This is a genomic window from Neobacillus massiliamazoniensis (assembly GCF_001048695.1).
In the GTDB taxonomy this organism is placed as follows: Bacteria; Bacillota; Bacilli; order Bacillales; family Cytobacillaceae; genus Neobacillus; species Neobacillus massiliamazoniensis.
The window spans coordinates 1-20,648 of the sequence record NZ_CVRB01000009.1 but is presented as its reverse complement, the minus strand read 5'-3'; the positions used below and the strand labels follow the sequence as shown (position 1 = coordinate 20,648).

Here is a 20,648-nt window from a genome sequence, read left to right as displayed (position 1 = left end):
GCTAAGACCCTTCCAAAAAGAAGGCGTTTTTTGCCTTCATTTTGGAAGGGGCTAGGCGCTGGAGCCGGACCATTCTCGAAGTCGAAATTAATAAACTTTATCAAATAAAAAGAGCCTTACTTGTGAAGTAGGCCCTAGTTGTTAAAATCCTTATGAAGCTCCGGCTTCTTCAAATTCTACTTCCATCTCACCTAAACGGTGATACTCAGCCAAAACTGCTTCTTGGATTTTTCCGCGCGTTCCAGAATTGATTGGATGCGCGATGTCACGAAATTCTCCGTCTGGAGTCCGTTTACTTGGCATAGCGACAAATAAACCGTTGTTTCCGTCAATAACACGAATGTCGTGGACAACAAATTCGTTATCTAATGTAATTGAAGCGATTGCCCTCATACGGCCATCAGTATTAACGCGGCGTAATCTTACGTCTGTTACTTCCATGTGCTCACACCCTTTTCTCTGTAAATAAAATGCTAGTTAATAAATTCCACAAAAACTTCAATAGTCCTTCTTAAATTTAAAATATTTTTGAAAAATTAGGTCAAAATAGTGAACGTTTGTAAAAAATGGTTTTATTTTCACAATATTAAACCCACCTTAATGGTTGAAACCTGTTAATTTACAAAAAGGCTGTGTTAAACTTACCTGTTGATTTGCGCTCCAGAAGCAAGCATCCGCGGGCGTTTCGGGGAGCCTCCTGGGTGCTTAAGCGCCTGTGGGATCTCCCCTGCCCCGTACTCCCGCAGGACATTGAATTACATCCTTGAATCCGCCCACGCACGAAGGAAATGCGATAGCATTTTCGAGGAGTCTCGCGCCTTCCGCTCCAATCAACATTGTTTCAAAAATCAACAATGACCTTTAACACAGCCTACAAAAAAAACGCTCGTTTACTTTACGAGCGCAACCACTTCAATTTCAATTAAGGCATCTTTTGGCAACCTGGCAACCTCAACACATGAACGTGCAGGTTTATGTGCAGAAAAGTATTCTCCGTACACTTCGTTTACAGCTGCAAATTCGTCCATATTTTTGATAAATACCGTTGCTTTTACTACTGTATCAAGAGATGCACCTGCTGCTGACAGGACCGCTTTCAAATTCTGAAAAACTTGGTGTGTTTGCTCCTTTATCCCGCCTTGAATCATAGTACCTTCTGCAGTCAAAGGGATTTGTCCTGAACTAAAGAACAGATTATTGACAACCATTCCTTGAGAATACGGACCGATTGCTGCTGGTGCTTGATTGGTTTGAACTATCTTCATTTACTTTCGCCCCTTAAAATAATTTCCTTCTCTTACATTAATCCTTTTTTCTTTTACATCAACGTCCGATAACTGTACAAGCGACAAATAATCATCTACGAGACGCTCTTCGATTTTCTCTGCTTCAACCAAAACAGCAATACCCGCAACACTTGCATTAAATTCCTCAAGTAAACTAATCATTCCCATTACGGTTCCGCCCGCTTTCATAAAATCGTCGACGATGAGGACACGAGACCCTTCTGCGAGGCTTCTTTTTGAAAGGACCATCGTTTGGATTCTTTTAGCTGAACCTGAAACATAATTAATGCTTACCGTCGGCCCCTCTGTTACTTTATTATCTCTTCTCACAATAACAACCGGTACATTTAACTGACTAGCAACTGCATAGGCAAGAGGTATTCCTTTAGTAGCCACCGTCATCACAACATCAATTTGAGAATCTGCATAACGAGAGGCAATAATTCGTCCGGCCTTTTGCACGATCTGGGGGTTGCCAAGAATATCGGTTAAATATAAATACCCTCCAGGTAGCAATCTATCAGAATGTGCAATTAACTCACAAAGTTCATTAATAAATAATGTAACCTCTTTTTCGCTTACCTTTACAAAAAACTTGACTCCTCCTGCAGCCCCCGGCACGGTCTTTAATGTACCAATTCCTCTTTGCTCTAACGTCTCTTTCACGATTGTTAAATCTTCACTTATGGATGATTTAGCGGATTGGTAGCGCTCTGCGAAGAACGTAAGCGGTACTAGCTGACGTGGATGATCAAGTAAATAATTTGTCATATCAATTAATCTTTCACTACGGCGAAATTTCATGGCGACCCCCCTAAAAGGCGAATATTGTACCCACATAATACCATTATCGTACGTAATTATTCAAGAGGATGACGGTCACCTAACAACCGAACCGCAAAAACTTGATCACAAAACCCTCTCAACCCATTATAAATTCGATGCATCCTTGAATCATGATGGACAATTCCAAACACCGTAGGTCCGCTTCCGCTCATTAGAACAGCATCTGCTCCGAAACGCTTCATTTGCTCCTTTATCTGAGCAACTTCCGGATGGAGGCTTAACGTCACATCCTCGAGAACATTGCCTACATTCTGGCACACTCTTTGGTAATCATTACATTTAATCGCTTCAATCATGCCGTGAATACTCGGATGTTTAATCCCATTTACGTCTAGTCTCCGATAAACATCAGATGTCGAAACACCAATAAAAGGCTTGGCAAGAATCACCCAACAGGTTGGCGGTGCAGGAAGCTCTGTAATGATTTCTCCACGTCCTTTTGCAAGAGCAGTCCCTCCATAGACGCAGAACGAAACATCTGAACCAATTTCTGCCCCCAATACAGCCAATTCATCTAAGGTTAAGCCCAAATTCCACAGCTTATTTAACCCTCTTAAAGTAGCAGCAGCATCACTGCTCCCGCCAGCAAGTCCCGCAGCAACCGGAATGGTTTTTTCTATTGAAATCACTACGCCTTGTTTTATTTGAAAACGATCCTTTAAAAGCTGCGCCGCTTGATAAGCTAGATTGCGCTGGTCATCTGGGACATACCGATTATGGGAAAGAATATGTATGGCGTCTTGATTTAATAATGTTAATTCAACCCTGTCGGACAGATCAATTGTGGTCATAATCATTTCAACCTCGTGATAGCCATCAGGGCGTTTATGTAGAACATCTAATGATAAATTAATCTTTGCCGGTGCTTTTACTAAAAGCTTCAAACTTGTCCACCTACTTCTGTATATTCCGTTCTGTTTTGTCCTATTTTACCACAAAAGGGTTATTGTAAGACACGACTATGATAATCCTACCAAATCAACGATAGAGAAAAAAGTCCTGAATTCAGAAAAGAAGGCGCCCGCTTATCGTCGACAAGCACAAGACGAGCTGGCATGAAGGTTTGCTTTTTAACCTTCGTGACGGATTGGCTTGTGACCTCGAGCCGATGGCACCTCCGCCGAAAAACTCACGTTTTTCGGCGTGCGAGGTATCGCTTTCGAAGCTAACTCTTATGGAGCTGGACCATTCTCAAAGTCAAAATTATATACTTTTCTTATAAAAATTAAATACCAGAAGGTTAACCCCTCTGGCATTGCCGCAGTGAATGATTTGTTTTTGTTTAAACTTATTAGAAGCCAGACCATCCTGGTCCGAACTTAGGGCTTACGATTGTTGTCCCCGACTCCGCAACTGTTCCTCTGCAAGCTCAATGGCGCGTTTCACCATATTTCCTGCATCTCTTGCCCGGATACCGCCCCAGCCTTCCTTTTGAACAACGTCATAAAAGCCAAGGTCTTTTGCCAGTTCTTCTTTAAACTGATCGGACATAATCCCTCTTCTTCTACCCATCTAAACAACCCCTTTCATCACATGCAGCATTATTAGTATGTAATAAAACCTTTAGAATTAGTGATAGGGAAAACGAAAAGCGAAAGCGCCTCGTCCAGGGGCGACAGGCATAAGACGAGCCGGCATGAAGGTTGCTTTTTAACCTTCTTGACGGATTGGCTTATGACCCGAGCCCCTAGGCGCTGCAGCTAGACAATACGAAAGGCGAAAGCGCCTTGCTCAGCCCCGACAAGCATAAGACGCTTCCAAAAAGAAGGCGCTCTTTGCCTTCATTTTGGAAGTGGCTTATGACCTCGAGGGGCTAGGCGCTGCAGCTAGACAATAAGAAAAGCGAAAGCGCTTGCTCAGCCCCAACTAGTTTAAGACGTTTCTAAAAAAAGCAAAAAGCAGTAAACTCTCGTTTACTGCCATTCATTGCTTATATACTTTAGCTTAACGCTGCATGTCCTGTTGTATCTTCAAAGAAGGTGATTTGAACTGTTTCCGTTAAAACATCCGCGTAACTGTAAGAAACCCGTTCAAAAGCATTTTCATCCTGATCTAACTCAATAATAAAAACAGATGGGTACGTTTCAGCTAACACACCTGAACGTTCAATTGTTTTTCTGCGTCCTCCGTTTGCCTTAAGTAACAATCTTTTACCCAAATTTGAATCAAGAGCCTTTTTTATATCGGCTAAAGTTTTTGGCATTCGGTCCACCTCACTATGTAAAGTTTATCACATTGACACAGTTATGTCAAATAAAAATATAAATTATATCAGCACAACAATTTAATTGTCAACATTTTTTCCTCTACTTTTTCTTCTAAATTTCAACATTAGTTATAGTTGCCTATTTTGGACAGAATTATGTATAAATAAATGAAAACTCGCCGAAAGGAAAAAAACGTTAAGACCGTTCGTAAGACTGAGTTTAATTTTTGTGACATAGGAAAGTATAAATTGAGTAAATTTATACTCCCCTATTAGCTAAAAAAATAAGCCCTATTTTCCGTAAAGGCTTATTCTTCTTCATTATTTACAGGTCGATAGGGCATTCCTGTTCGTAAGACTCCTTTTGTTTCTAAACCTCCCAATCCTTTTTCTCCTGTTAACGTATTGCGTAGCACATCCCAAACGTTGATTCTTTCCATAAACGGTGTGAAGCTTATTTTTGCGACAATGTATACGGGGTCGAGGGCGTGAATATTAATTCTTGTTGGAGAACTGGCAAAATTGGCACCAGCATTAATTAGTGACTCAAAGTGTGATTGACAGGCACCAGCAAAAATAACAAGTTGGTCTAAATGAGGAACTTTTCTTCTTGCTTCTATTACCGTCTGGACGAAATGCTTCGAGTGGCGGTAGGCGTTAATATCACTAATCTTGCCCTTCGCCTTGGAATAAGCATCATGTCCGGTAATAACCAAAATATCAGGCCGATAATGGTCAATCAGTTCACCTATTTTATTCGGCATTTCCTTTTCATTACAGTGGATGCCAATGACAGGTACGCCTATTTTTTCATACAACCCCATACATTTCCTCAAATAATTTGGATCGCCATCTAAATGGAGAACCTTGCCAGGAATCTGAAAATAACTGCTTGGCTTCACATAGCCGCTTGTTGCCTCATATTCCTGCCTCTCCTTTAGTAGATACACATCTTGCGTAAAAAGCCGAAAAGACTGTTCTTCTAGGGTTCTGTACTCCTGTGTCATCCTAACCCTATCATTTTGATTAATGATGACTAAATCTTCGCATGGTGCATCCGCAATCAGACGGAAATCTTCACCATATAAAACGGCCATTTTCCGACCATTTGTTTCCCGGATATCGATTACTCGAAACAGAATATCACAGTGATATGACCGTCTGCCGACCATTTCCATTAATTTTATATCCACTGCTGTCACTCCAATAAGACCAGGAAATAGGCCTTTCAAATAAAGTTTTCTTTAAATAGGCTATGCAAATGCCCTTTTAGATGTTACTTTGCTAGGCTAGGGAGTGATGGAAGTTAAACCTTTTTTATCTTTGGCCGTGTTAAACTTGCCTATTGATTTGCGCTCAAGAAGCGAGCATCCGCGGGCGTTCCGCTCCAATCAACATAGTTTCAAAAATCAGCAATGACCTTTAACACAGCCTTATCTATAGAAAAAGAAAAAAAGACCCTTTACCTCGGGTCTTTAATGGAAATAGGGATATAATTCGTCACTTAACCGACCAAATTCGTCTAATGAAAGAGTTTCTCCCCTTCTTGAAGGTTCAATCCCGCTTTTCTCTAGTGCCTGAAGGATTTCCTCCTTCTTCTCTTTTCCACTAGGAAGCTGGCTGGTCAAATTATTTAGTAACGTTTTTCTTCTTTGTGCAAAACTTGCCTTTGTTACAGTGAAAAAGAATTTTTCATCTTTTACGATTACAGCAGGTTTTTCCCGAACGGTCAGCCTAATTACGGCTGAATCGACATTAGGCTGCGGAACAAACACTGTTTTTGGAACAATCATTACCGTCTCAGCTTTAGTATAATACTGAACAGCAATCGATAATGATCCGTAATCCTTTGTACCAGGCTTTGCCGATATTCGGTCGGCTACCTCCTTCTGAAGCATCACCACGATGCCACGAATAGGCAGATGCTCTTCAAGCAGCTTCATGATAATCGGCGTTGTCACATAATAAGGTAAATTCGCCACCACCATGATATCATCTATCTCGTGGAATTCTTCCTCCATTACTGCACGAACATCCGCTTCGAGGATATCTTTATGAATAATCGTTACATTTTTATAGTCGGCCAACGTATCATTTAAAATCGGTAATAATCTCTGGTCAATCTCAAATGAAACCACCTTCTTACTGCTGCGGGCAAGCTGCTCTGTAAGAGCCCCGATTCCCGGCCCTACCTCAATGGCACCAGTATTTTCACTCATATCGGCAAACTCAACGATTTTACGTAAAATATTGGTATCAATAAGAAAATTTTGACCAAGGCTTTTCTTAAAGGAAAAGCCATATTTTTCGAGGATTGCCCTCGTCCTTACAGGTGTTGCAATGTCCTTATTCATTGGTTTTCTCCTTTCGTATCACTTCTAGAGCTTCGGCAAATTCCTGTTTGCTGATCTGAAACATCATCAAGCGTTTATGTAGCTGTTTTCCATTTGTATACCCTATCTTTAAAAGTTTCCCTAACCATTCTCTTCTCTCTTTTGCGCCTGTCCCGCCAATCAACCCAGCAGTAATTAAATCTTCTTGAGTAATTTCTTCCGTAATCGTTTCTTGCATCATGTGAGCATCTTTTAATGCCTCTCTAATCGCATCGGGGTGGGCATGTTCAACGCCAAGCCCTTTGCCACCCTTTGCAATGGCAGCCTCTTTTGGTAAAAAGGCATGTTTACACCCTGAAACTTGCTGCTCAATGGTCTTCCTGATTTTCTCACCTGGAAAATCAGGATCGGTGAAAATAATCACCCCTCTTGTTTTCTGCACCCGCTTAATTTTCTCAATGGTTGCCTGGTTAACGGCAGACCCATTCGTCTCAATTGTATCTGCATCAACAGCCCGTTTTATTGCTACTGTATCATCCTTACCCTCAACAACAATAACTTCTCTTAACTTCATTTATTGCCTCCAAAAAATAAAAATAAATTGAAAAAAAACTGAAACAATTTTGTAATGTCTATCGTCTATATTAACGAAATCATTCATACACTAAAGTAAAGCTGAATCCGGTATGTATCAGTTGTTAGTATAAAGAAGTTTAGGAAAAAAGTAAAAAGATGCAGAGAAAGAATTCTCTGCACCCACTAGTTTAAAATTTTGATTTTCACCTTCCTCACTCCCCAACGATATGCATCCGCTGTAGACGGGAAGAAAACATCAATTTTGTATCCTTTAATTGCTGAACCTGTGTCAGCAGCTATCGCATAGCCATAGCCCTCCACAAAAACTTTTGTTCCAAGCGGAATAATACTCGGGTCAACAGCAATTATTTTTGCGTTCGGGTTTGCACGGAGATTGATCCCGGTTGCTGTAGCTCCGGAACAGCCATTACAATCTGCTGTATAGGCGGTAGAATTCACATAATACTCTACACCTGTATCCGTTGCACCACGGGAAATCTGGTTAGCTAATTCATTTGTTCCGACAGCGACTACTTTATCCTGCTTTTCTCTAACATTTTGTTCATTTATCAGTTTTCTCGCGACCTCTTTGCCGTTTTCAAGAATAACTTCATATTCTTTAGAAACAAGTCCGTGCAACCCTGCACTAATGGTTTTCTGTTGGCCTTTTTCTAAACTGCTATCATCTTGTGTAATCACAGCAAAATCAATTGGTTCTTCCACTACATCGGTGACCTTTTCTACCCGAAAAATGTTTATCACATCATTCTCTGATACTGTCGCAGTTAATGACGGTTCAACTCGGTCAAATTCATTTAGTTTGATGCCCTGCTGGACCAAAAAGTCAACGACCGTAGCCGAAGTGGACCATACTTGCTGCTCTTTTCCGCCATCATTGTAAGTAAGATGAATGGCCGTTTGAATGCCTATTTTCATCTTATTTCTTATTGCCGCTTGTGGTTTGGGTGAGATTTGGTCGTGTTCGTTCAAAACAATTTTCCGTTCCTTCAGAAGCTCAGCCACTGTATCAGCTGTTGTCCAAATCGTTTTTTCTTTATGGTTATCATCGAGTTGGACCTGTTTTGCCTGCTTCAAAACAACTTTAAGATGGTCTCTCACCTTTGTGTTTGCTGAAGGAGTTAAAAAATCTTGTGAACGAACCGGTACATTCATTTCCTTCAATAGTTCCTGGATCGTACCTGCATGTGTTTTTACGACCCTTTCCTGACCATTAAGAGTGATAGCAACTGTTTTCTTTGAGCCTTGATAATAAAGAATCCCAAGAGTTGTTGCGAAAACTACAAAACTAGCAGAAGCGATGGTCAATGTTTTCTTGCTCAAAGTCTTGGAAAACAGGTTTTTCATGTGCCTTAAAACGATGAAAAACGCCTCCTTTTCTTGGAGAGATTTATAGAACCACGCCGTCGACTGTCAACTATTGCATTCCCTGAGAACGTAACCTAATTATGCATAATCTTGGAATGGATGCAAAGAAAAACTTATCGACACGATTATCCTATGAAGAAAAGGAGACTTGTAGAACTTTTTGTTATCAGAAAAACATTGGACAGGTTTCCCTTGCCTTCGACACGTTTCTTTATCAGTTTATGTCGAACACTTTTTTGGCATTTTGCGACGTAACATCTGCTACTTCGTCAAATGGAATTCCCTTTATTTCGGCAATTTGTTCGGCCACTAGCTTTACATAGCCCGGTTCATTCCGCTGTCCACGATAAGGATGCGGGGCTAAATATGGGCAGTCAGTTTCGATTAAAAGCTTATCAAGAGGAATTTCCGCCGCAACCTCCTTCGGCTTTTTCGCGTTTTTAAATGTAACCGGCCCGCCAAGTGAAATGTAAAAATTCATTTTCACACATTCTTTAGCCACTTCAGGGCTCCCACTAAAGCAATGCATAATACCCCCAACCTCTTCAGCATGCTCTTCTTGTAAAATTTCCATTATATCTGCTGTTGCCTCACGGTTATGAATGACTATTGGGAGATTTACTTTTTTTGCAAGCCTAATTTGTTTACGAAAGACTTCTTTTTGGACTTCCTTTGGAGACTTGTCCCAATGATAATCAAGCCCCATTTCTCCAATGGCTACTACCTTAGGGTGTGCTGATAGTTCCTCGATCCACCTTAAATCTTCGTCTGTCATATCAATTGCATCAACTGGATGCCATCCAACACAAGCATAAATAAAGTCATAACCTTCAGCCAGTTCCATTGCCTTTTCAATAGTAGGCCGGTCAAAGCCTACGACGACCATATGAGTGACCCCCTCTTTTTGCGCCCTGGCAATGACTTCATCTAAATCCTCATTATATTGTTCCGCATTTAAATGGGCATGTGTGTCAAATAACATAATAAAGCCACCTCTCTCTTTAATTTTGTAGAAAATCGACGTCGAATCTTAAATAAAAAAATAGAAATGTCCCGAAAATTGTTACACGTGGAACATTTCTATCGAAAATCGTCACCTGAAAGTTACTTTACTTTTGCTCCATTTGGCAAAGTTTGGTCAACCGTTGCCAGAGATAGTTCTCCATCTTTAGAGCCAGCCAAGATCATTCCCTGCGACAATTCTCCACGAAGCTTAACCGGTTTTAGGTTTGTAATACAAATGACCTTTCGACCGACTAATTCTTCCGGTTTATAATATTGTGCTATGCCTGAAACGACCTGACGCTTTTCATATCCAAGATCAAGCTGCAGCTTCAAAAGCTTATCTGCTTTCTTAATAGGTTCTGCCATGATGACTTCCGCAACCCGTAGGTCAATTTTCATGAAATCATCGATAGCAATTTCATCAATTTCTGCAGGCTTTTCCTCTTTCTTTTCTTCGACTGATGGTGCTGCACCTTGCATTTTCGTCTTAATAAATGCCACTTCATCGGCAATTTCAAGTCGTGGGAATAATGGAGCATCCTTTTGAACCTTTGTTCCAGAAGGGATTACACCAAATTGTTCAAGACTTTCCCATGTTTTAAGGGCCGTATCTTGTATTCCTAATTGTTGAAGCAAAGCATTAGGAGTGCGTGTTAAGAACGGCTGCAGTAGAATCCCAATTCTTCGTAATGATTCTGCCAAATGGACCATAACACTTTCCAATTCGCCTTTTCGGCTCTCGTCCTTTGCCAGCGTCCATGGCTGTGTTTCATCAATATATTTATTGGCTCTGCTTACTAATTGCCAAATGGACGTTAATGCAATGGAAAACTCCATTTTCTCCATCGCTTCCTCATATTTTAAAACCGTTTCGCGATTAACCTGAAGCAAGGAATCATCAAATTCAGTAACAGCCCCAGTATAATCAGGAATAATTCCGTCAAAATATTTTTCAACCATAGCAACGGTTCGATTAAGAAGGTTACCTAAATCGTTCGCTAAATCAAAGTTGATTCTTTCAACAAATCCCTCCGGTGTGAACACTCCGTCTGCTCCAAAAGGAACTTCGCGCAGTAAATAATAGCGAAGAGCGTCGAGTCCATAGCGATCAATCAACGTGACAGGGTCAACAACATTCCCTTTCGACTTCGACATTTTACCATCCTTCATTAATAACCAACCATGAGCGAAAACCTTCTTAGGAAGCGGAAGATCCAATGCCATTAACATAATCGGCCAATAAATCGTGTGGAACCGGACAATTTCTTTTCCTACTAAATGAACATCTGCCGGCCAATATTTTAAATATTTACTATCATTCTCTGTGCCGTAGCCTAATGCTGTAATATAGTTGGACAACGCATCAATCCAAACATAAATTACATGCTTTGGATCTCCTGGCACTTTAATACCCCAATCGAACGTAGTCCTTGAAACAGCTAAATCCTCAAGTCCCGGTTTGATGAAATTATTAATCATTTCATTTTTACGAGATTCAGGTTGAATGAATTCTGGATTTTCCTCGTAATATTGAAGCAGGCGATCGACATATTTGCCCATCTTGAAAAAGTACGACTCTTCCTTTACCTTTTCAACCGATCTACCGCAATCAGGGCAATTTCCATCCACCAGCTGACGATCCGTATAGAATGATTCACAAGGGGTACAATACCAGCCTTCATATTGATCAAGGTAGATGTCCCCTTGCTCAAGTAACCTTGCAAAGATTTTTTCAACTATTTGTTTATGTCTTTCTTGTGTGGTGCGGATAAAATCATCATAAGAGATATCAAGCTTTTTCCATAACTCCTGAATTCCAGCGACAATTACATCCACATATGCTTGAGGCGTAATACCGGCTTCTTCTGCTTTCCTTTGGATTTTTTGACCGTGTTCATCCGTACCAGTTAAATACATGACATCGTAGCCGCGCATCCTCTTATAACGTGCCAATGCATCACCCGCGACAGTTGTATATGCATGTCCAATATGTAGATTACCACTAGGATAATAAATGGGTGTCGTAATATAAAAAGTCTTTAGTTTTTCCTCCATCGGTATTCCTCCTAATTTAAATAGCTCGATTTCACCATTATTACCTTTTTTTGCCCTCTTCTATCAACAAAATATTACCGAAAAACAAACCTTTCTGCAACAAACCGACATGACAAAAGATCCAAATCTAAAAAATTCCATTCCAACCCCCAAAAATGGTAAAAGAGTTTCGAAATATATTAAGTAAAAAAATCAAATAATGTAGAATTATGTCGAAAACTATAAGGTTGAATGATTACTTAATTTCCAATTCCCTTTTATTAAAAACAAATTAAAATTGAATTATAATTCAATAAACACTAGCAAATCAACTTTTCCTCGAAAAAAAAAATAATTTTTCTACGTTTTTTCAGAATAAAATAATTGACGTATCTGGGAATGGATGGTAGTATAAAGGCATAAGAAATTTGTCGAATAATGACGAATTAAAAAATTTTAAAATAGAATATTAGAGTGAGAGGAGCTCATATAAATGAAATCTACAGGTATTGTTCGTAAAGTTGATGAATTAGGTCGTGTCGTTATTCCGATCGAATTAAGACGTACTCTTGGAATTGCAGAAAAAGATGCTCTTGAAATTTACGTTGATGACGAGCGTATTATTCTAAAAAAATACAAGCCAAATATGACTTGCCAAGTAACTGGTGAAGTTTCTGATGACAACTTTGCACTTGCAGGCGGCAAACTAATCCTTAGCCGTGAGGGTGCAGAGCAATTAGTAAAAGAAATCGAAAACGCATTTGAAATGGCGAAATAATAAGAATGAGGATGTCCCTAACACTTTAGGGACATCCTCTTTTTAATGAGATTAAGAAAGATATATTTTGGCTTCGAGAATTGTCTAGCTTCATAAGAGTAAGCTTCGAAAGCGATACCTCGCACGCCGAAAAACGTGAGTTTTTCGGCGGAGGCGCCCAGCGACTAGTGAACTTCGCTAAACGGACGCCTTGCGCTTTTCTATTGCTCTATATGATAAGCCTGGTATACTTCTCTTTTGTTTAAGTCTCGATCTTTAGCCGTTAGTTTGATTGCCTCTTTTGAAGAAATATTTTTCAGGGCTATGTAATGGTTTACGTGTTCTTCCACCGTTAATTCACTCCACCAGTTTACTTCTTCCTCTGTTTCTTCCTCAGCACCTTCGACAATCAGGCAGAATTCTCCGCGAATTTCATCTTGATTTGCCCACTCTATCGCCTCTTTTAGATTGCCTCTAATAAATTCTTCAAATTTTTTTGTTAGTTCTCTGCTAATGGCGATTCTTCTATTTCCTAATATATCTAACATAAAGGATAATGTTTCTTTGAGCCTATGTGGCGATTCATAAAAGATGATCGTCGCCTTCTGCCGCTTCAAGCTTTCTAATTCTCGCTGTTTTTCTTTCTTATTACGGTCTAAAAATCCGTAAAAATAAAAAGGCTGGCTTGGGAGCCCGGATGCAATTAAGGCAGTGAGAGCTGCATTCGCACCCGGTAACGGGACAACTGTCACCTTCTCTTGAATAGCCGCAGTAACGAGTTCATATCCAGGGTCAGATATTGTCGGCATTCCGGCATCGCTAACTACGGCAATCTTTCCTCCGTCCTTTATCTTTTGAAGGAGTCTTTCGCCGCTTGTTTCCTTGTTATGCTCATGATAACTGATGATCGGTGTATCAATTTCAAAGTAGTTACACAGTTTCTTTGTATTCCTAGTATCTTCAGCGGCAATCACATCCGCTTCCTTTAACATTCGAATGGCCCGAAAACTCATATCCTCCAAATTCCCAATCGGAGTAGGGACAAGATAAAGAATTCCTTTTTGTTCCTCATTCTCAAAGCTTTTCTGCTGCCACATCATTACCACCCGTTTCTATACGTAAAAACTCAAGCTTTTCTTTCCGAGATAAATGTTTAAAATAATACTCCGCCTTCATTGCCTCACTTTTATTATCAAAACATTGATAAAACGTTAACGTAACTGGGCCTCTTCCTCGTGTATATTTCGCTCCCTTGCCTTCATTATGTTGCTTAATCCGACGCTCAAGATGATTGGTGTAACCTCCGTAAAGACTTCCATCCTTACAAGTTAATACATAAAAGAAATGGCTGTTATTCTCCATATAAAATCTCTCTCAATTCGGGTGTGTATTCATCTTTTTCGTTATAGACAATTAATGGCGGGAGAATTTTTAAGTCCGGATTTCCATCTTTGATTGCTTCAACCAAGACGGTATTTGCTTCCTTCCCTGCCTTTGGATAAATAAATTGAATTCGTTTTGGCTCAAGCCGATACATCCGCATCAAGGTAATAAGATCAATGAATCTGCCTGGCCGATGTACAAATGCAACCTTTCCGCCTTGCTTTACTAATTGACTTGAGACCTTAACAGCATCCTCAAGCGTACAATGGATTTCATGGCGGGCAATTGCCAAGTGTTCGTTAAGGTTGATTTCTTCCTTTTTCGGCGTAATAAAATAGGGCGGATTACATGTTATAACATCAAACTTTCCGTACCCTAACTGCTTTGGCATTTCCTTAATATCACCGTGAATCATCTTAAGACGATCCTGAAGCCCGTTAAATTCAATACTTCTTTGCGCCATATCAAATAGCCGTTCTTGTATTTCGACACCAATAATGTTCCCTTTTGTCCTAGTACTTAAAAATAATGGGATTACCCCATTACCGCTGCATAGGTCAATGATGTTCCCCTTCTGAATAGGAACGTATACAAATCTCGCCAATAATACGGCATCAAGTGAAAAGGCAAATACCGATGGACTTTGAATAATTCGCAAATTTTCAGCAAGTAAATAGTCCAACCGTTCATCGTCTTTCAAATTAATCATCGAATCCTCCTATTAGAAAAGCGTTAGGCGCCCGTAATCGTCAACAAGCGCAAGACGAGCCGGCAGGAAGGATAATTTTATACTATCTAATCTTTCAAAAATAGCCTCCCTTTTAAGGAAGGCTCTAGCTTATTTCTTATTAAGAAAGGAAAGACAAAATAAACAATCTCCATCCTTCCGCAAGCTTCCAAAATGAAGGTTACAAATATGAAAACCCTCTTGATAAAGCCTGGCAAGATTATCATACCCTTCACCCACATCAAAAGGCTTAACTCCAGCTCTTGATAATTGCTTTGAAGCTACATCCCTTTTGGTTGTCACATCTTTTTTTTCAATTTCCGTGGTTACATCTAGACGACGCCTTAAATGCTCATTTTCAAGCTTCAAATAATGATTCTCTTCAATTATTTCAGCTAAGTGCTGCTTTAATTCCCCAAGCCGTTGGTAAAGATGGCCAATTTGTGTTTCCATATTACTTACTGAATCAAATATTTCTTTTTTATCCACGTCTTCCACCTCATTAATCTGTGGATTGTATAGAAAAGGCACCCTCTTTAATAATTTCATCCAAAGTATACTCGAGAACCCGTTCTTGTTCCGTTAGTTCAACTTGAAGAACCCGCTCTAAAATATTTAAGCCTACGACTTTACCTTCACCTTGTGGAGTAGCAATGATTTCTCCTAAATCAGGCAGCTGCTCCTTTGCGGATTCGTATTCATCGTTTTCATATTTTAAACAGCACATCAGCCGGCCGCATAAACCTGATATTTTCGTTGGATTTAAGGAAAGGTTCTGGTCCTTTGCCATTTTAATCGAAACAGGGTCAAAGTCGCCTAAAAAGGTAGAGCAACAAAGCATTCTTCCGCATGGACCAATGCCGCCAAGCATTTTGGCTTCATCTCTAACTCCAATTTGGCGCAATTCAATTCGGGTTCGAAAAATGGCTGCTAAATCCTTAACAAGTTCACGGAAATCAACTCTTCCGTCAGCGGTAAAGTAGAATATAACCTTGTTTCGATCAAAGGTATATTCAACATCCACTAACTTCATATCTAGCTGATGTTCTATAACTTTTCCATTACAAACTTCATACGCTTCTTTGGCAGCTTGTTTATTTTCATCAACAATCATTCGATCCTTCTGATCCGCAATTCGGACCACTTTTTTGAGTGGCAGAACAACATCGTGGTCCTCAACTTGTTTACGAGCAATGACCGCCTTCCCAAATTCGACACCACGTACCGTTTCGACAATCACATAATCATCTTTTTGAATAGAGAGGTCTCCCGGATCAAAATAATAGATTTTTCCCGCTTTTTTGAAGCGTACTCCTATAACATCATACAAATGAAGATCCCTCCTGCAATTTTAACACAAGCTGTTCCATCATAAGCTGAGGATTCATATTAGCCGCTAATCTTTTCTTTGCTTCAAGAATTGCAGACATTTGATCCGATAAGCGTCGTCTTGATGCTTGTAAAGCAAATTGCTGTAACCGTTCACTTTCTCCCTTATAAGCAATTTGCTCCTGCTTGTCTAGCTGTATATATAGTAAATCCTTAAAAATAAGAAGTAATAGATCTAAACCACGATTGATTTGCTCTTTTTCTTTAAAATGCTGAAACCATTCCCCCTGAAGCGTTACCATCGCTTCAAGTGGGTGCTTTTTCAACACCTCATATAATTTTAACACTATTTTTTGGGCTTGTGCAAACCAATCATCGACATTTAACGCTAAAGCTTCGTCAAGGTTATTCGTTAGATGTGCTAAAATAGGTGCCTTTGTTGATTCCACGCCGTTTTCCGTTAACTGTTTCACCATTGCCTGAGGTGATAATGGATTGAATGTTAAAATTTGGCATCTAGAAAGGATCGTGGGGAGCATTTGCTGTGGCTGCTCTGTTAAAAGGATGGCTGTCGTTTGCGCTGTTGGCTCCTCGAGAAACTTTAACAAACTATTAGAGGCACTTCCACTCATTTTGTCAGCATGAACAATTATATAAACCTTGCTTGAGGATTCTAAACCTTTTTTCGAAAATTCCTCCTGCAAATTTTGAATCTGTTGTTTTTTAATGGATAACCCATCAGGCTCCACAATATGAACATCCGGGTGATTCCCATTATTAATCCGCCGGCAATTATTGCAGGATTCACATGGTTTATAACCTTCTAGTAAGGATTGACAAAAGAGGGCCTTTGTTAGCAGCAAACTAATCTCCTTTTTCCCTGTCCCTCTCATTCCCTCGAAAAGGTAGGCATGGGCCACCCGATTTTTTACTAAACTGTTTTTTACCATTTTTAGCACTGTCGGCTGCAGTACTTCTAACTGCTCCCATGTCTTTACCACGATCATCACCTTCTTACCTATTACTGTAGATCACCAAGTTGTTACCAAGTTTAAAATTGCAAGAACTGCTCAATCGGCAGGACGAATACAGTTGCCCCTCCTACTTCCACTTCGATCGGATAAGGGACATAAGAATCGGCATTTCCCCCCATTGGCGAAACGGGTGCGACTAATTGATCGCGCGCCCTACAATTTTCCTTAATAATTTGGAGAGCACGGTCAACACGAATATCTTCGGTGCCAATCATAAATGTGGTGTTGCCCGATTTCAAAAAACCACCTGTACTAGCTAATTTTGTTGCTCTAAAATTATTCTCTACTAGCACTCTTGAAAGTCGGTTACTATCCTGATCCTGAACAACAGCAATGATTAGTTTCATCTAAACCACCCTCTCCACTATTTGTCCTGCTTTTCCTCTATTATATCAGGTATTCGTTCGCCTTACATAGAAAAGTGGAAACGACTTGCCAAGGGCACCAATCTAGACAAGCCGATATGAAGGTTGCCTTTTAACCTTCATATCGGCTTGACCGTAGATCTTAGAACCCCTAGTTGCTCCGCCGAAAGCCTATTCTTATGGTACTGGACAATTCTCGATGTCGACATTATTTTCTTATTTTATAGGATGTGTTAAAGATCATTGTTGATTTTTGAAACTATGTTGATAGGAGCGGAAGGCGCGAGACTCCTCGAAAATGCTATCGCATTTCCTTCGTGCGTGGCCAGATTCAAGGATGTAATTCAATGTCCTGCGGGAGAGACCCCACAGGCGCATAAGCGCCGAGGAGGCTCCCCGGAACGCTCGCGGATGCTCGCTTCTTGACCGCAAATCAACAGGCAAGTCTAACACAGCCATTTTATAGAAAAAAGCCTTAAACAGAAGGCCTTTTTTGCTCAATCTTTTCAATCACCAGCTTGATCGTTTTTTCAAAAACTTTCTCCAATGTATCGGAAGCATCAATTTTGACGATTCGGTTGGGGAAACGCTCCATTAAGATTGCGTACCCTTCTCTTACCTTATGATGAAAATCAAGATTCTCTAAATCAAGTCGATTTACTTCTCTTCCTTTGTTTTTATTAATCCGTTTCAAACCTAACTCTGGTTCAATGTCAAAATATATAGTTAAATCAGGCATCATATCCTCAATGGCAAACTGATTTATCTTCAATACTTCGTCAATTCCTAAACCACGTGCATGCCCTTGATAAGCCAAGGAACTATCTACGAAACGGTCACACAACACCACTATACCCTCTTCTAGGGCTGGTTTAACCTTTTCCATCAAATGCTGTCTCCGTGCCGCTGCATACAGTAATGCCTCTGTCCTTGGATCCATAGCTGTATTTTCCCTAGCCAAAATTACCCTTCTTATCTGCTCAGCTATATCAATCCCGCCCGGTTCTCTCGTTAGCAAGACGTTTTCAAGTTGTTCTGTAACCATGTTAATGATGGTTGTTTTACCTGCACCATCCGGGCCTTCAAATGTAATAAATATTCCCTTGTTCATTTATTAATCCTCCAAAAAAACCTTTAATAAACCGTGTTCCAAAGATGACCCTCCTTGGAACCTCCCTCCAACCTGTAATAGCTCTTTTAGGTATTTTATTTTTTCCATTGTTATTCTTTCTCCCCTTAAAAGCAGCGGAATGCCTGGAGGGTAAGGAATAACCGTTTCTGCACATACTAGATTAATTGCATCCGCGATGACTACTTGTTTTTCCTTATAATGCACCATTTCTTTATAGGGGATTGCTAATTCAGAAATTTTCTGGCCCGTTACAGGTAATTCTTCTATTGTATGCTGAATCGACTGACTGGCCAGCTCACTTTTCATTTTGATGACTGTGTCTTTAAACGGATAACTTTGTCTTTCCTTTAGTAATGGCATAATCAATAAGACATTATTCGGGTCAGCCAGCTCCGTATAAATACCTACCCCTTCCAATCTCCTCTGCAACTCAAAGCCACTTAATCCACACGTGGATTGTATCGTTACCTTTAATAGGTCTCCTTGGCTGTTTGGATATTCTAATACCTTTATCGCGGTAATTTCCGCTAATTCCTCTTTAAACTGTTTTATTTTTGAAGATAAATACCGTATATCCTTTTCTCCATATGCAGCTAAGTAACTCCGTGCCAAATCTAATGAAGCCATAATGGGATAGGAGGGGCTGCTTGATTGAAGCATTTGCAGATAATCCGTAAGTCTATTAATGTTAACTAAATCGCTATTAACATGCAAAAAAGAACCCATCGTCATGGCCGGCAACGTTTTATGAGCAGATTGCACAACAATATCAGCCCCCATTTGCACAGCGGATGATGGAAACATAGTACTCGCAATAAAATGGGCTCCATGTGCCTCGTCCACTAATACTGGGATCCGATGTTGATGTGCATGTTGAATTACACCTTGTAAATCATATACCATTCCATAGTAATTAGGATAGGTCAATATGATCGCTTTTGCTTCAGGATATAAGTGGATGGCCTCTTTAACCGTCTCAAGACTAACACCTGAAGCAACCTTCCATTCGCTATCGTATTCCGGATCAAGAAAAATCGGCTTTACGTTCGCCATTTTTAAGGCATTTAAAACCGACTTATGACAATTTCGCTGCACCAGCACATGTGATTCTTCCGGGCAGACTGCCATAATCATTGCAAGATTACCAACAGTTGAACCATTTACGAGAAAAAAACTTTTCTTTACTTGGAATAACTCCGCTAACAGTGATTCTGCCTCAAAAATAACACCCTCTGGTGAATGTAGGTCATCTAACCCGGACAGTTCTGTTGCATCGAGTTTTAATAGTTGTTGAAAAATATCTGCTCCCTGTGGAAAAATACAGCCATATTTATGTCCCGGAACGTGAAACGAAACCGGACTTTTACTTAAATGCTCCATTAGAGCTTCGTATAAAGGTATTTTTAATTGTTTGGTCATATTATTAACTTCCTTCTAAGCGTCTCATCTATTTTAACAAAAAAATAAAGCCCTTATTAGGACTTGTTATGAAAATATTTCTGGATTTGTAATTTTTTTAAGCTGTTTAAGAAAATATTTATATTTTGGGTCACTTGTTCCCGTATGGATTAAATCCTTTTCACAATCAATACAAATAAAAGAAGTATATAGATGTAAGCCTACCGGTTTTAAATCCTCACAAATCACACACGTTTCCCCATGCTGACAATGTGCTAATGAACTCAAATCCCTCCACCTCCATACACCTATTCTTTCCATTAGTTTAATTTGTATACACTTTTTCGAATACTCTTATCCTTATTTATTATTTTATGTTACCGTTTGCCTTTGGGTGTATGTCTATTTTCGAATAGTTCGTTCTTTTTTGGTTCAGTTCGTTACTTTGTTTTCTCAATAAAAGGAGATTTGCGATTCGCAGATATATCGGTTAGATTAACAGATATATTAAAAAATCCGCAGATATACCGACCGAAATCGCAGATATATTGAAAATAGTGCTTAGACAAAAATCCATTTACTGGCCGATGTCTTCGATTCGCGCATATCATCTCTAGATTCGCGCATATAATTTAATTCACAGTTAAAAACTAGGACGATTTACTGTTAAAAGTAATGATTCTTATAAAAATAGTAATAAAATACAAAAAAGACAACCAAATTCGGTTGTCTTTCATTCATTTGCCTGGCAACGTCTTACTCTCACAGGGGGATAGCCCCCAACTACCATCAGCGCTGAGAAGCTTAACTTCCGTGTTCGGTATGGGAACGGGTGTGACCTTCTCGCTATC

Annotated in this window: 23 protein-coding genes and 1 rRNA gene; 1 reads left to right on the top strand and 23 read right to left on the bottom strand. The window is 39.9% G+C overall.

The features are described from left to right. Positions 1 to 150: 150 nt before the first annotated feature. From spoVG to metG, 12 genes are all read right to left on the bottom strand, one after another. A complete protein-coding gene (gene spoVG / locus BN1082_RS26540) occupies positions 151 to 441 on the bottom strand; it encodes a septation regulator SpoVG (protein ID WP_007084183.1) in 291 nt (96 codons plus the stop codon). Between the two features lie 449 nt (positions 442 to 890). Beyond that, on the bottom strand, positions 891 to 1,265 hold the full coding sequence (locus BN1082_RS26535; RefSeq protein ID WP_090640434.1) for a RidA family protein: 375 nt from the start codon (positions 1,263 to 1,265) through the stop codon (positions 891 to 893). Continuing rightward, positions 1,266 to 2,090 (bottom strand): pur operon repressor, encoded by an 825-nt coding sequence (purR, locus tag BN1082_RS26530; protein WP_090640431.1) that lies wholly within the window; start codon positions 2,088 to 2,090, stop codon positions 1,266 to 1,268. It abuts the gene before it with no gap. Positions 2,091 to 2,146: 56 nt separating this feature from the next. Beyond that, positions 2,147 to 3,016, bottom strand: a complete 870-nt coding sequence (gene ispE, locus BN1082_RS26525; RefSeq protein WP_090640429.1) for a 4-(cytidine 5'-diphospho)-2-C-methyl-D-erythritol kinase — start codon at positions 3,014 to 3,016, stop codon at positions 2,147 to 2,149. 442 nt (positions 3,017 to 3,458) lie between these two features. Continuing rightward, positions 3,459 to 3,644 (bottom strand): small, acid-soluble spore protein, alpha/beta type, encoded by a 186-nt coding sequence (locus BN1082_RS26520; protein ID WP_090640426.1) that lies wholly within the window; start codon positions 3,642 to 3,644, stop codon positions 3,459 to 3,461. A gap of 427 nt (positions 3,645 to 4,071) precedes the next feature. Continuing rightward, on the bottom strand, positions 4,072 to 4,335 hold the full coding sequence (gene veg, locus BN1082_RS26515) for a biofilm formation stimulator Veg (protein ID WP_090640424.1): 264 nt from the start codon (positions 4,333 to 4,335) through the stop codon (positions 4,072 to 4,074). 311 nt (positions 4,336 to 4,646) lie between these two features. After that, entirely contained in the window at positions 4,647 to 5,516 is an 870-nt protein-coding gene (gene yabG / locus BN1082_RS26510; protein ID WP_425412238.1) for a sporulation peptidase YabG, read from the bottom strand. 297 nt (positions 5,517 to 5,813) lie between these two features. Then, the gene (gene rsmA, locus BN1082_RS26505) at positions 5,814 to 6,692 is read right to left on the bottom strand and encodes a 16S rRNA (adenine(1518)-N(6)/adenine(1519)-N(6))-dimethyltransferase RsmA (RefSeq protein ID WP_090640421.1); all 879 of its coding nucleotides are present in this window, start codon (positions 6,690 to 6,692) and stop codon (positions 5,814 to 5,816) included. Next, positions 6,685 to 7,245 carry a ribonuclease M5 gene (gene rnmV, locus BN1082_RS26500; protein WP_090640419.1) on the bottom strand — a complete coding sequence of 187 codons (561 nt, stop codon included), beginning with the start codon at positions 7,243 to 7,245 and terminating at the stop codon, positions 6,685 to 6,687. Before rnmV ends, rsmA begins: the two co-directional genes overlap by 8 nt. Positions 7,246 to 7,430: 185 nt before the next feature. Continuing rightward, complete coding sequence (locus BN1082_RS26495; RefSeq protein WP_090640416.1) at positions 7,431 to 8,612, bottom strand: G5 and 3D domain-containing protein; 1,182 nt, start codon at positions 8,610 to 8,612, stop codon at positions 7,431 to 7,433. Positions 8,613 to 8,847: 235 nt separating this feature from the next. Beyond that, entirely contained in the window at positions 8,848 to 9,615 is a 768-nt protein-coding gene (locus BN1082_RS26490; protein ID WP_090640412.1) for a TatD family hydrolase, read from the bottom strand. 122 nt (positions 9,616 to 9,737) lie between these two features. Continuing rightward, positions 9,738 to 11,693, bottom strand: a complete 1,956-nt coding sequence (gene metG / locus BN1082_RS26485) for a methionine--tRNA ligase (RefSeq protein WP_090640410.1) — start codon at positions 11,691 to 11,693, stop codon at positions 9,738 to 9,740. Positions 11,694 to 12,165: 472 nt separating this feature from the next. On the opposite strand from metG, the gene BN1082_RS26480 reads away from it, so the two are divergent. Further along, the gene (locus tag BN1082_RS26480; RefSeq protein WP_090640407.1) at positions 12,166 to 12,450 is read left to right on the top strand and encodes a transition state genes transcriptional regulator AbrB; all 285 of its coding nucleotides are present in this window, start codon (positions 12,166 to 12,168) and stop codon (positions 12,448 to 12,450) included. Positions 12,451 to 12,650: 200 nt separating this feature from the next. Here BN1082_RS26480 and rsmI read toward each other — a convergent pair whose 3' ends face one another. The 11 genes from rsmI to rrf form a co-directional block, all read right to left on the bottom strand. Further along, positions 12,651 to 13,526 (bottom strand): 16S rRNA (cytidine(1402)-2'-O)-methyltransferase, encoded by an 876-nt coding sequence (gene rsmI / locus BN1082_RS26475; protein ID WP_090640404.1) that lies wholly within the window; start codon positions 13,524 to 13,526, stop codon positions 12,651 to 12,653. After that, on the bottom strand, positions 13,504 to 13,791 hold the full coding sequence (locus BN1082_RS26470) for a GIY-YIG nuclease family protein (RefSeq protein ID WP_090640401.1): 288 nt from the start codon (positions 13,789 to 13,791) through the stop codon (positions 13,504 to 13,506). The genes rsmI and BN1082_RS26470 overlap by 23 nt, the downstream gene beginning before the upstream one ends. Beyond that, positions 13,781 to 14,521 carry a tRNA1(Val) (adenine(37)-N6)-methyltransferase gene (locus tag BN1082_RS26465; protein WP_090640399.1) on the bottom strand — a complete coding sequence of 247 codons (741 nt, stop codon included), beginning with the start codon at positions 14,519 to 14,521 and terminating at the stop codon, positions 13,781 to 13,783. Before BN1082_RS26465 ends, BN1082_RS26470 begins: the two co-directional genes overlap by 11 nt. Before the next feature lie 129 nt (positions 14,522 to 14,650). Next, entirely contained in the window at positions 14,651 to 15,028 is a 378-nt protein-coding gene (yabA, locus tag BN1082_RS26460) for a DNA replication initiation control protein YabA (protein WP_090640396.1), read from the bottom strand. 13 nt (positions 15,029 to 15,041) lie between these two features. Continuing rightward, positions 15,042 to 15,869, bottom strand: coding sequence for a PSP1 domain-containing protein (locus BN1082_RS26455; protein ID WP_090640392.1), 828 nt, complete (start codon positions 15,867 to 15,869; stop codon positions 15,042 to 15,044). Then, a complete protein-coding gene (holB, locus tag BN1082_RS26450) occupies positions 15,862 to 16,869 on the bottom strand; it encodes a DNA polymerase III subunit delta' (protein WP_090640389.1) in 1,008 nt (335 codons plus the stop codon). Before holB ends, BN1082_RS26455 begins: the two co-directional genes overlap by 8 nt. Positions 16,870 to 16,919: 50 nt before the next feature. Continuing rightward, entirely contained in the window at positions 16,920 to 17,249 is a 330-nt protein-coding gene (locus BN1082_RS26445) for a cyclic-di-AMP receptor (protein ID WP_090640386.1), read from the bottom strand. A gap of 493 nt (positions 17,250 to 17,742) precedes the next feature. Next, positions 17,743 to 18,378 (bottom strand): dTMP kinase, encoded by a 636-nt coding sequence (tmk, locus tag BN1082_RS26440; RefSeq protein ID WP_090640383.1) that lies wholly within the window; start codon positions 18,376 to 18,378, stop codon positions 17,743 to 17,745. 3 nt (positions 18,379 to 18,381) lie between these two features. Beyond that, positions 18,382 to 19,818: an aminotransferase class I/II-fold pyridoxal phosphate-dependent enzyme gene (locus tag BN1082_RS26435; RefSeq protein ID WP_090640381.1), complete on the bottom strand. Its 1,437-nt coding sequence runs from the start codon at positions 19,816 to 19,818 to the stop codon at positions 18,382 to 18,384. A gap of 66 nt (positions 19,819 to 19,884) precedes the next feature. Further along, positions 19,885 to 20,118, bottom strand: a complete 234-nt coding sequence (locus BN1082_RS26430) for a sigma factor G inhibitor Gin (protein ID WP_090640379.1) — start codon at positions 20,116 to 20,118, stop codon at positions 19,885 to 19,887. A 422-nt stretch (positions 20,119 to 20,540) separates the two neighbouring features. Then, positions 20,541 to 20,648: ribosomal RNA gene (rrf, locus tag BN1082_RS26425) — 5S ribosomal RNA — on the bottom strand; the annotation flags it as partial.

What these genes read in the sequence shown, in the direction of transcription:
- spoVG (WP_007084183.1), bottom strand. Translation starts at nt 441, where the DNA reads ATGGAAGTAACAGACGTAAGATTACGCCGCGTTAATACTGATGGCCGT.
- BN1082_RS26535 (WP_090640434.1), bottom strand. Translation starts at nt 1,265, where the DNA reads ATGAAGATAGTTCAAACCAATCAAGCACCAGCAGCAATCGGTCCGTAT.
- purR (WP_090640431.1), bottom strand. Translation starts at nt 2,090, where the DNA reads ATGAAATTTCGCCGTAGTGAAAGATTAATTGATATGACAAATTATTTA.
- BN1082_RS26520 (WP_090640426.1), bottom strand. Translation starts at nt 3,644, where the DNA reads ATGGGTAGAAGAAGAGGGATTATGTCCGATCAGTTTAAAGAAGAACTG.
- veg (WP_090640424.1), bottom strand. Translation starts at nt 4,335, where the DNA reads ATGCCAAAAACTTTAGCCGATATAAAAAAGGCTCTTGATTCAAATTTG.
- yabG (WP_425412238.1), bottom strand. Translation starts at nt 5,516, where the DNA reads ATGGAAATGGTCGGCAGACGGTCATATCACTGTGATATTCTGTTTCGA.
- rsmA (WP_090640421.1), bottom strand. Translation starts at nt 6,692, where the DNA reads ATGAATAAGGACATTGCAACACCTGTAAGGACGAGGGCAATCCTCGAA.
- rnmV (WP_090640419.1), bottom strand. Translation starts at nt 7,245, where the DNA reads ATGAAGTTAAGAGAAGTTATTGTTGTTGAGGGTAAGGATGATACAGTA.
- BN1082_RS26495 (WP_090640416.1), bottom strand. Translation starts at nt 8,612, where the DNA reads ATGAAAAACCTGTTTTCCAAGACTTTGAGCAAGAAAACATTGACCATC.
- BN1082_RS26490 (WP_090640412.1), bottom strand. Translation starts at nt 9,615, where the DNA reads ATGTTATTTGACACACATGCCCATTTAAATGCGGAACAATATAATGAG.
- metG (WP_090640410.1), bottom strand. Translation starts at nt 11,693, where the DNA reads ATGGAGGAAAAACTAAAGACTTTTTATATTACGACACCCATTTATTAT.
- BN1082_RS26480 (WP_090640407.1), top strand. Translation starts at nt 12,166, where the DNA reads ATGAAATCTACAGGTATTGTTCGTAAAGTTGATGAATTAGGTCGTGTC.
- rsmI (WP_090640404.1), bottom strand. Translation starts at nt 13,526, where the DNA reads ATGTGGCAGCAGAAAAGCTTTGAGAATGAGGAACAAAAAGGAATTCTT.
- BN1082_RS26470 (WP_090640401.1), bottom strand. Translation starts at nt 13,791, where the DNA reads ATGGAGAATAACAGCCATTTCTTTTATGTATTAACTTGTAAGGATGGA.
- BN1082_RS26465 (WP_090640399.1), bottom strand. Translation starts at nt 14,521, where the DNA reads ATGATTAATTTGAAAGACGATGAACGGTTGGACTATTTACTTGCTGAA.
- BN1082_RS26445 (WP_090640386.1), bottom strand. Translation starts at nt 17,249, where the DNA reads ATGAAACTAATCATTGCTGTTGTTCAGGATCAGGATAGTAACCGACTT.
- tmk (WP_090640383.1), bottom strand. Translation starts at nt 18,378, where the DNA reads ATGAACAAGGGAATATTTATTACATTTGAAGGCCCGGATGGTGCAGGT.
- BN1082_RS26435 (WP_090640381.1), bottom strand. Translation starts at nt 19,818, where the DNA reads ATGACCAAACAATTAAAAATACCTTTATACGAAGCTCTAATGGAGCAT.
- BN1082_RS26430 (WP_090640379.1), bottom strand. Translation starts at nt 20,118, where the DNA reads ATGGAAAGAATAGGTGTATGGAGGTGGAGGGATTTGAGTTCATTAGCA.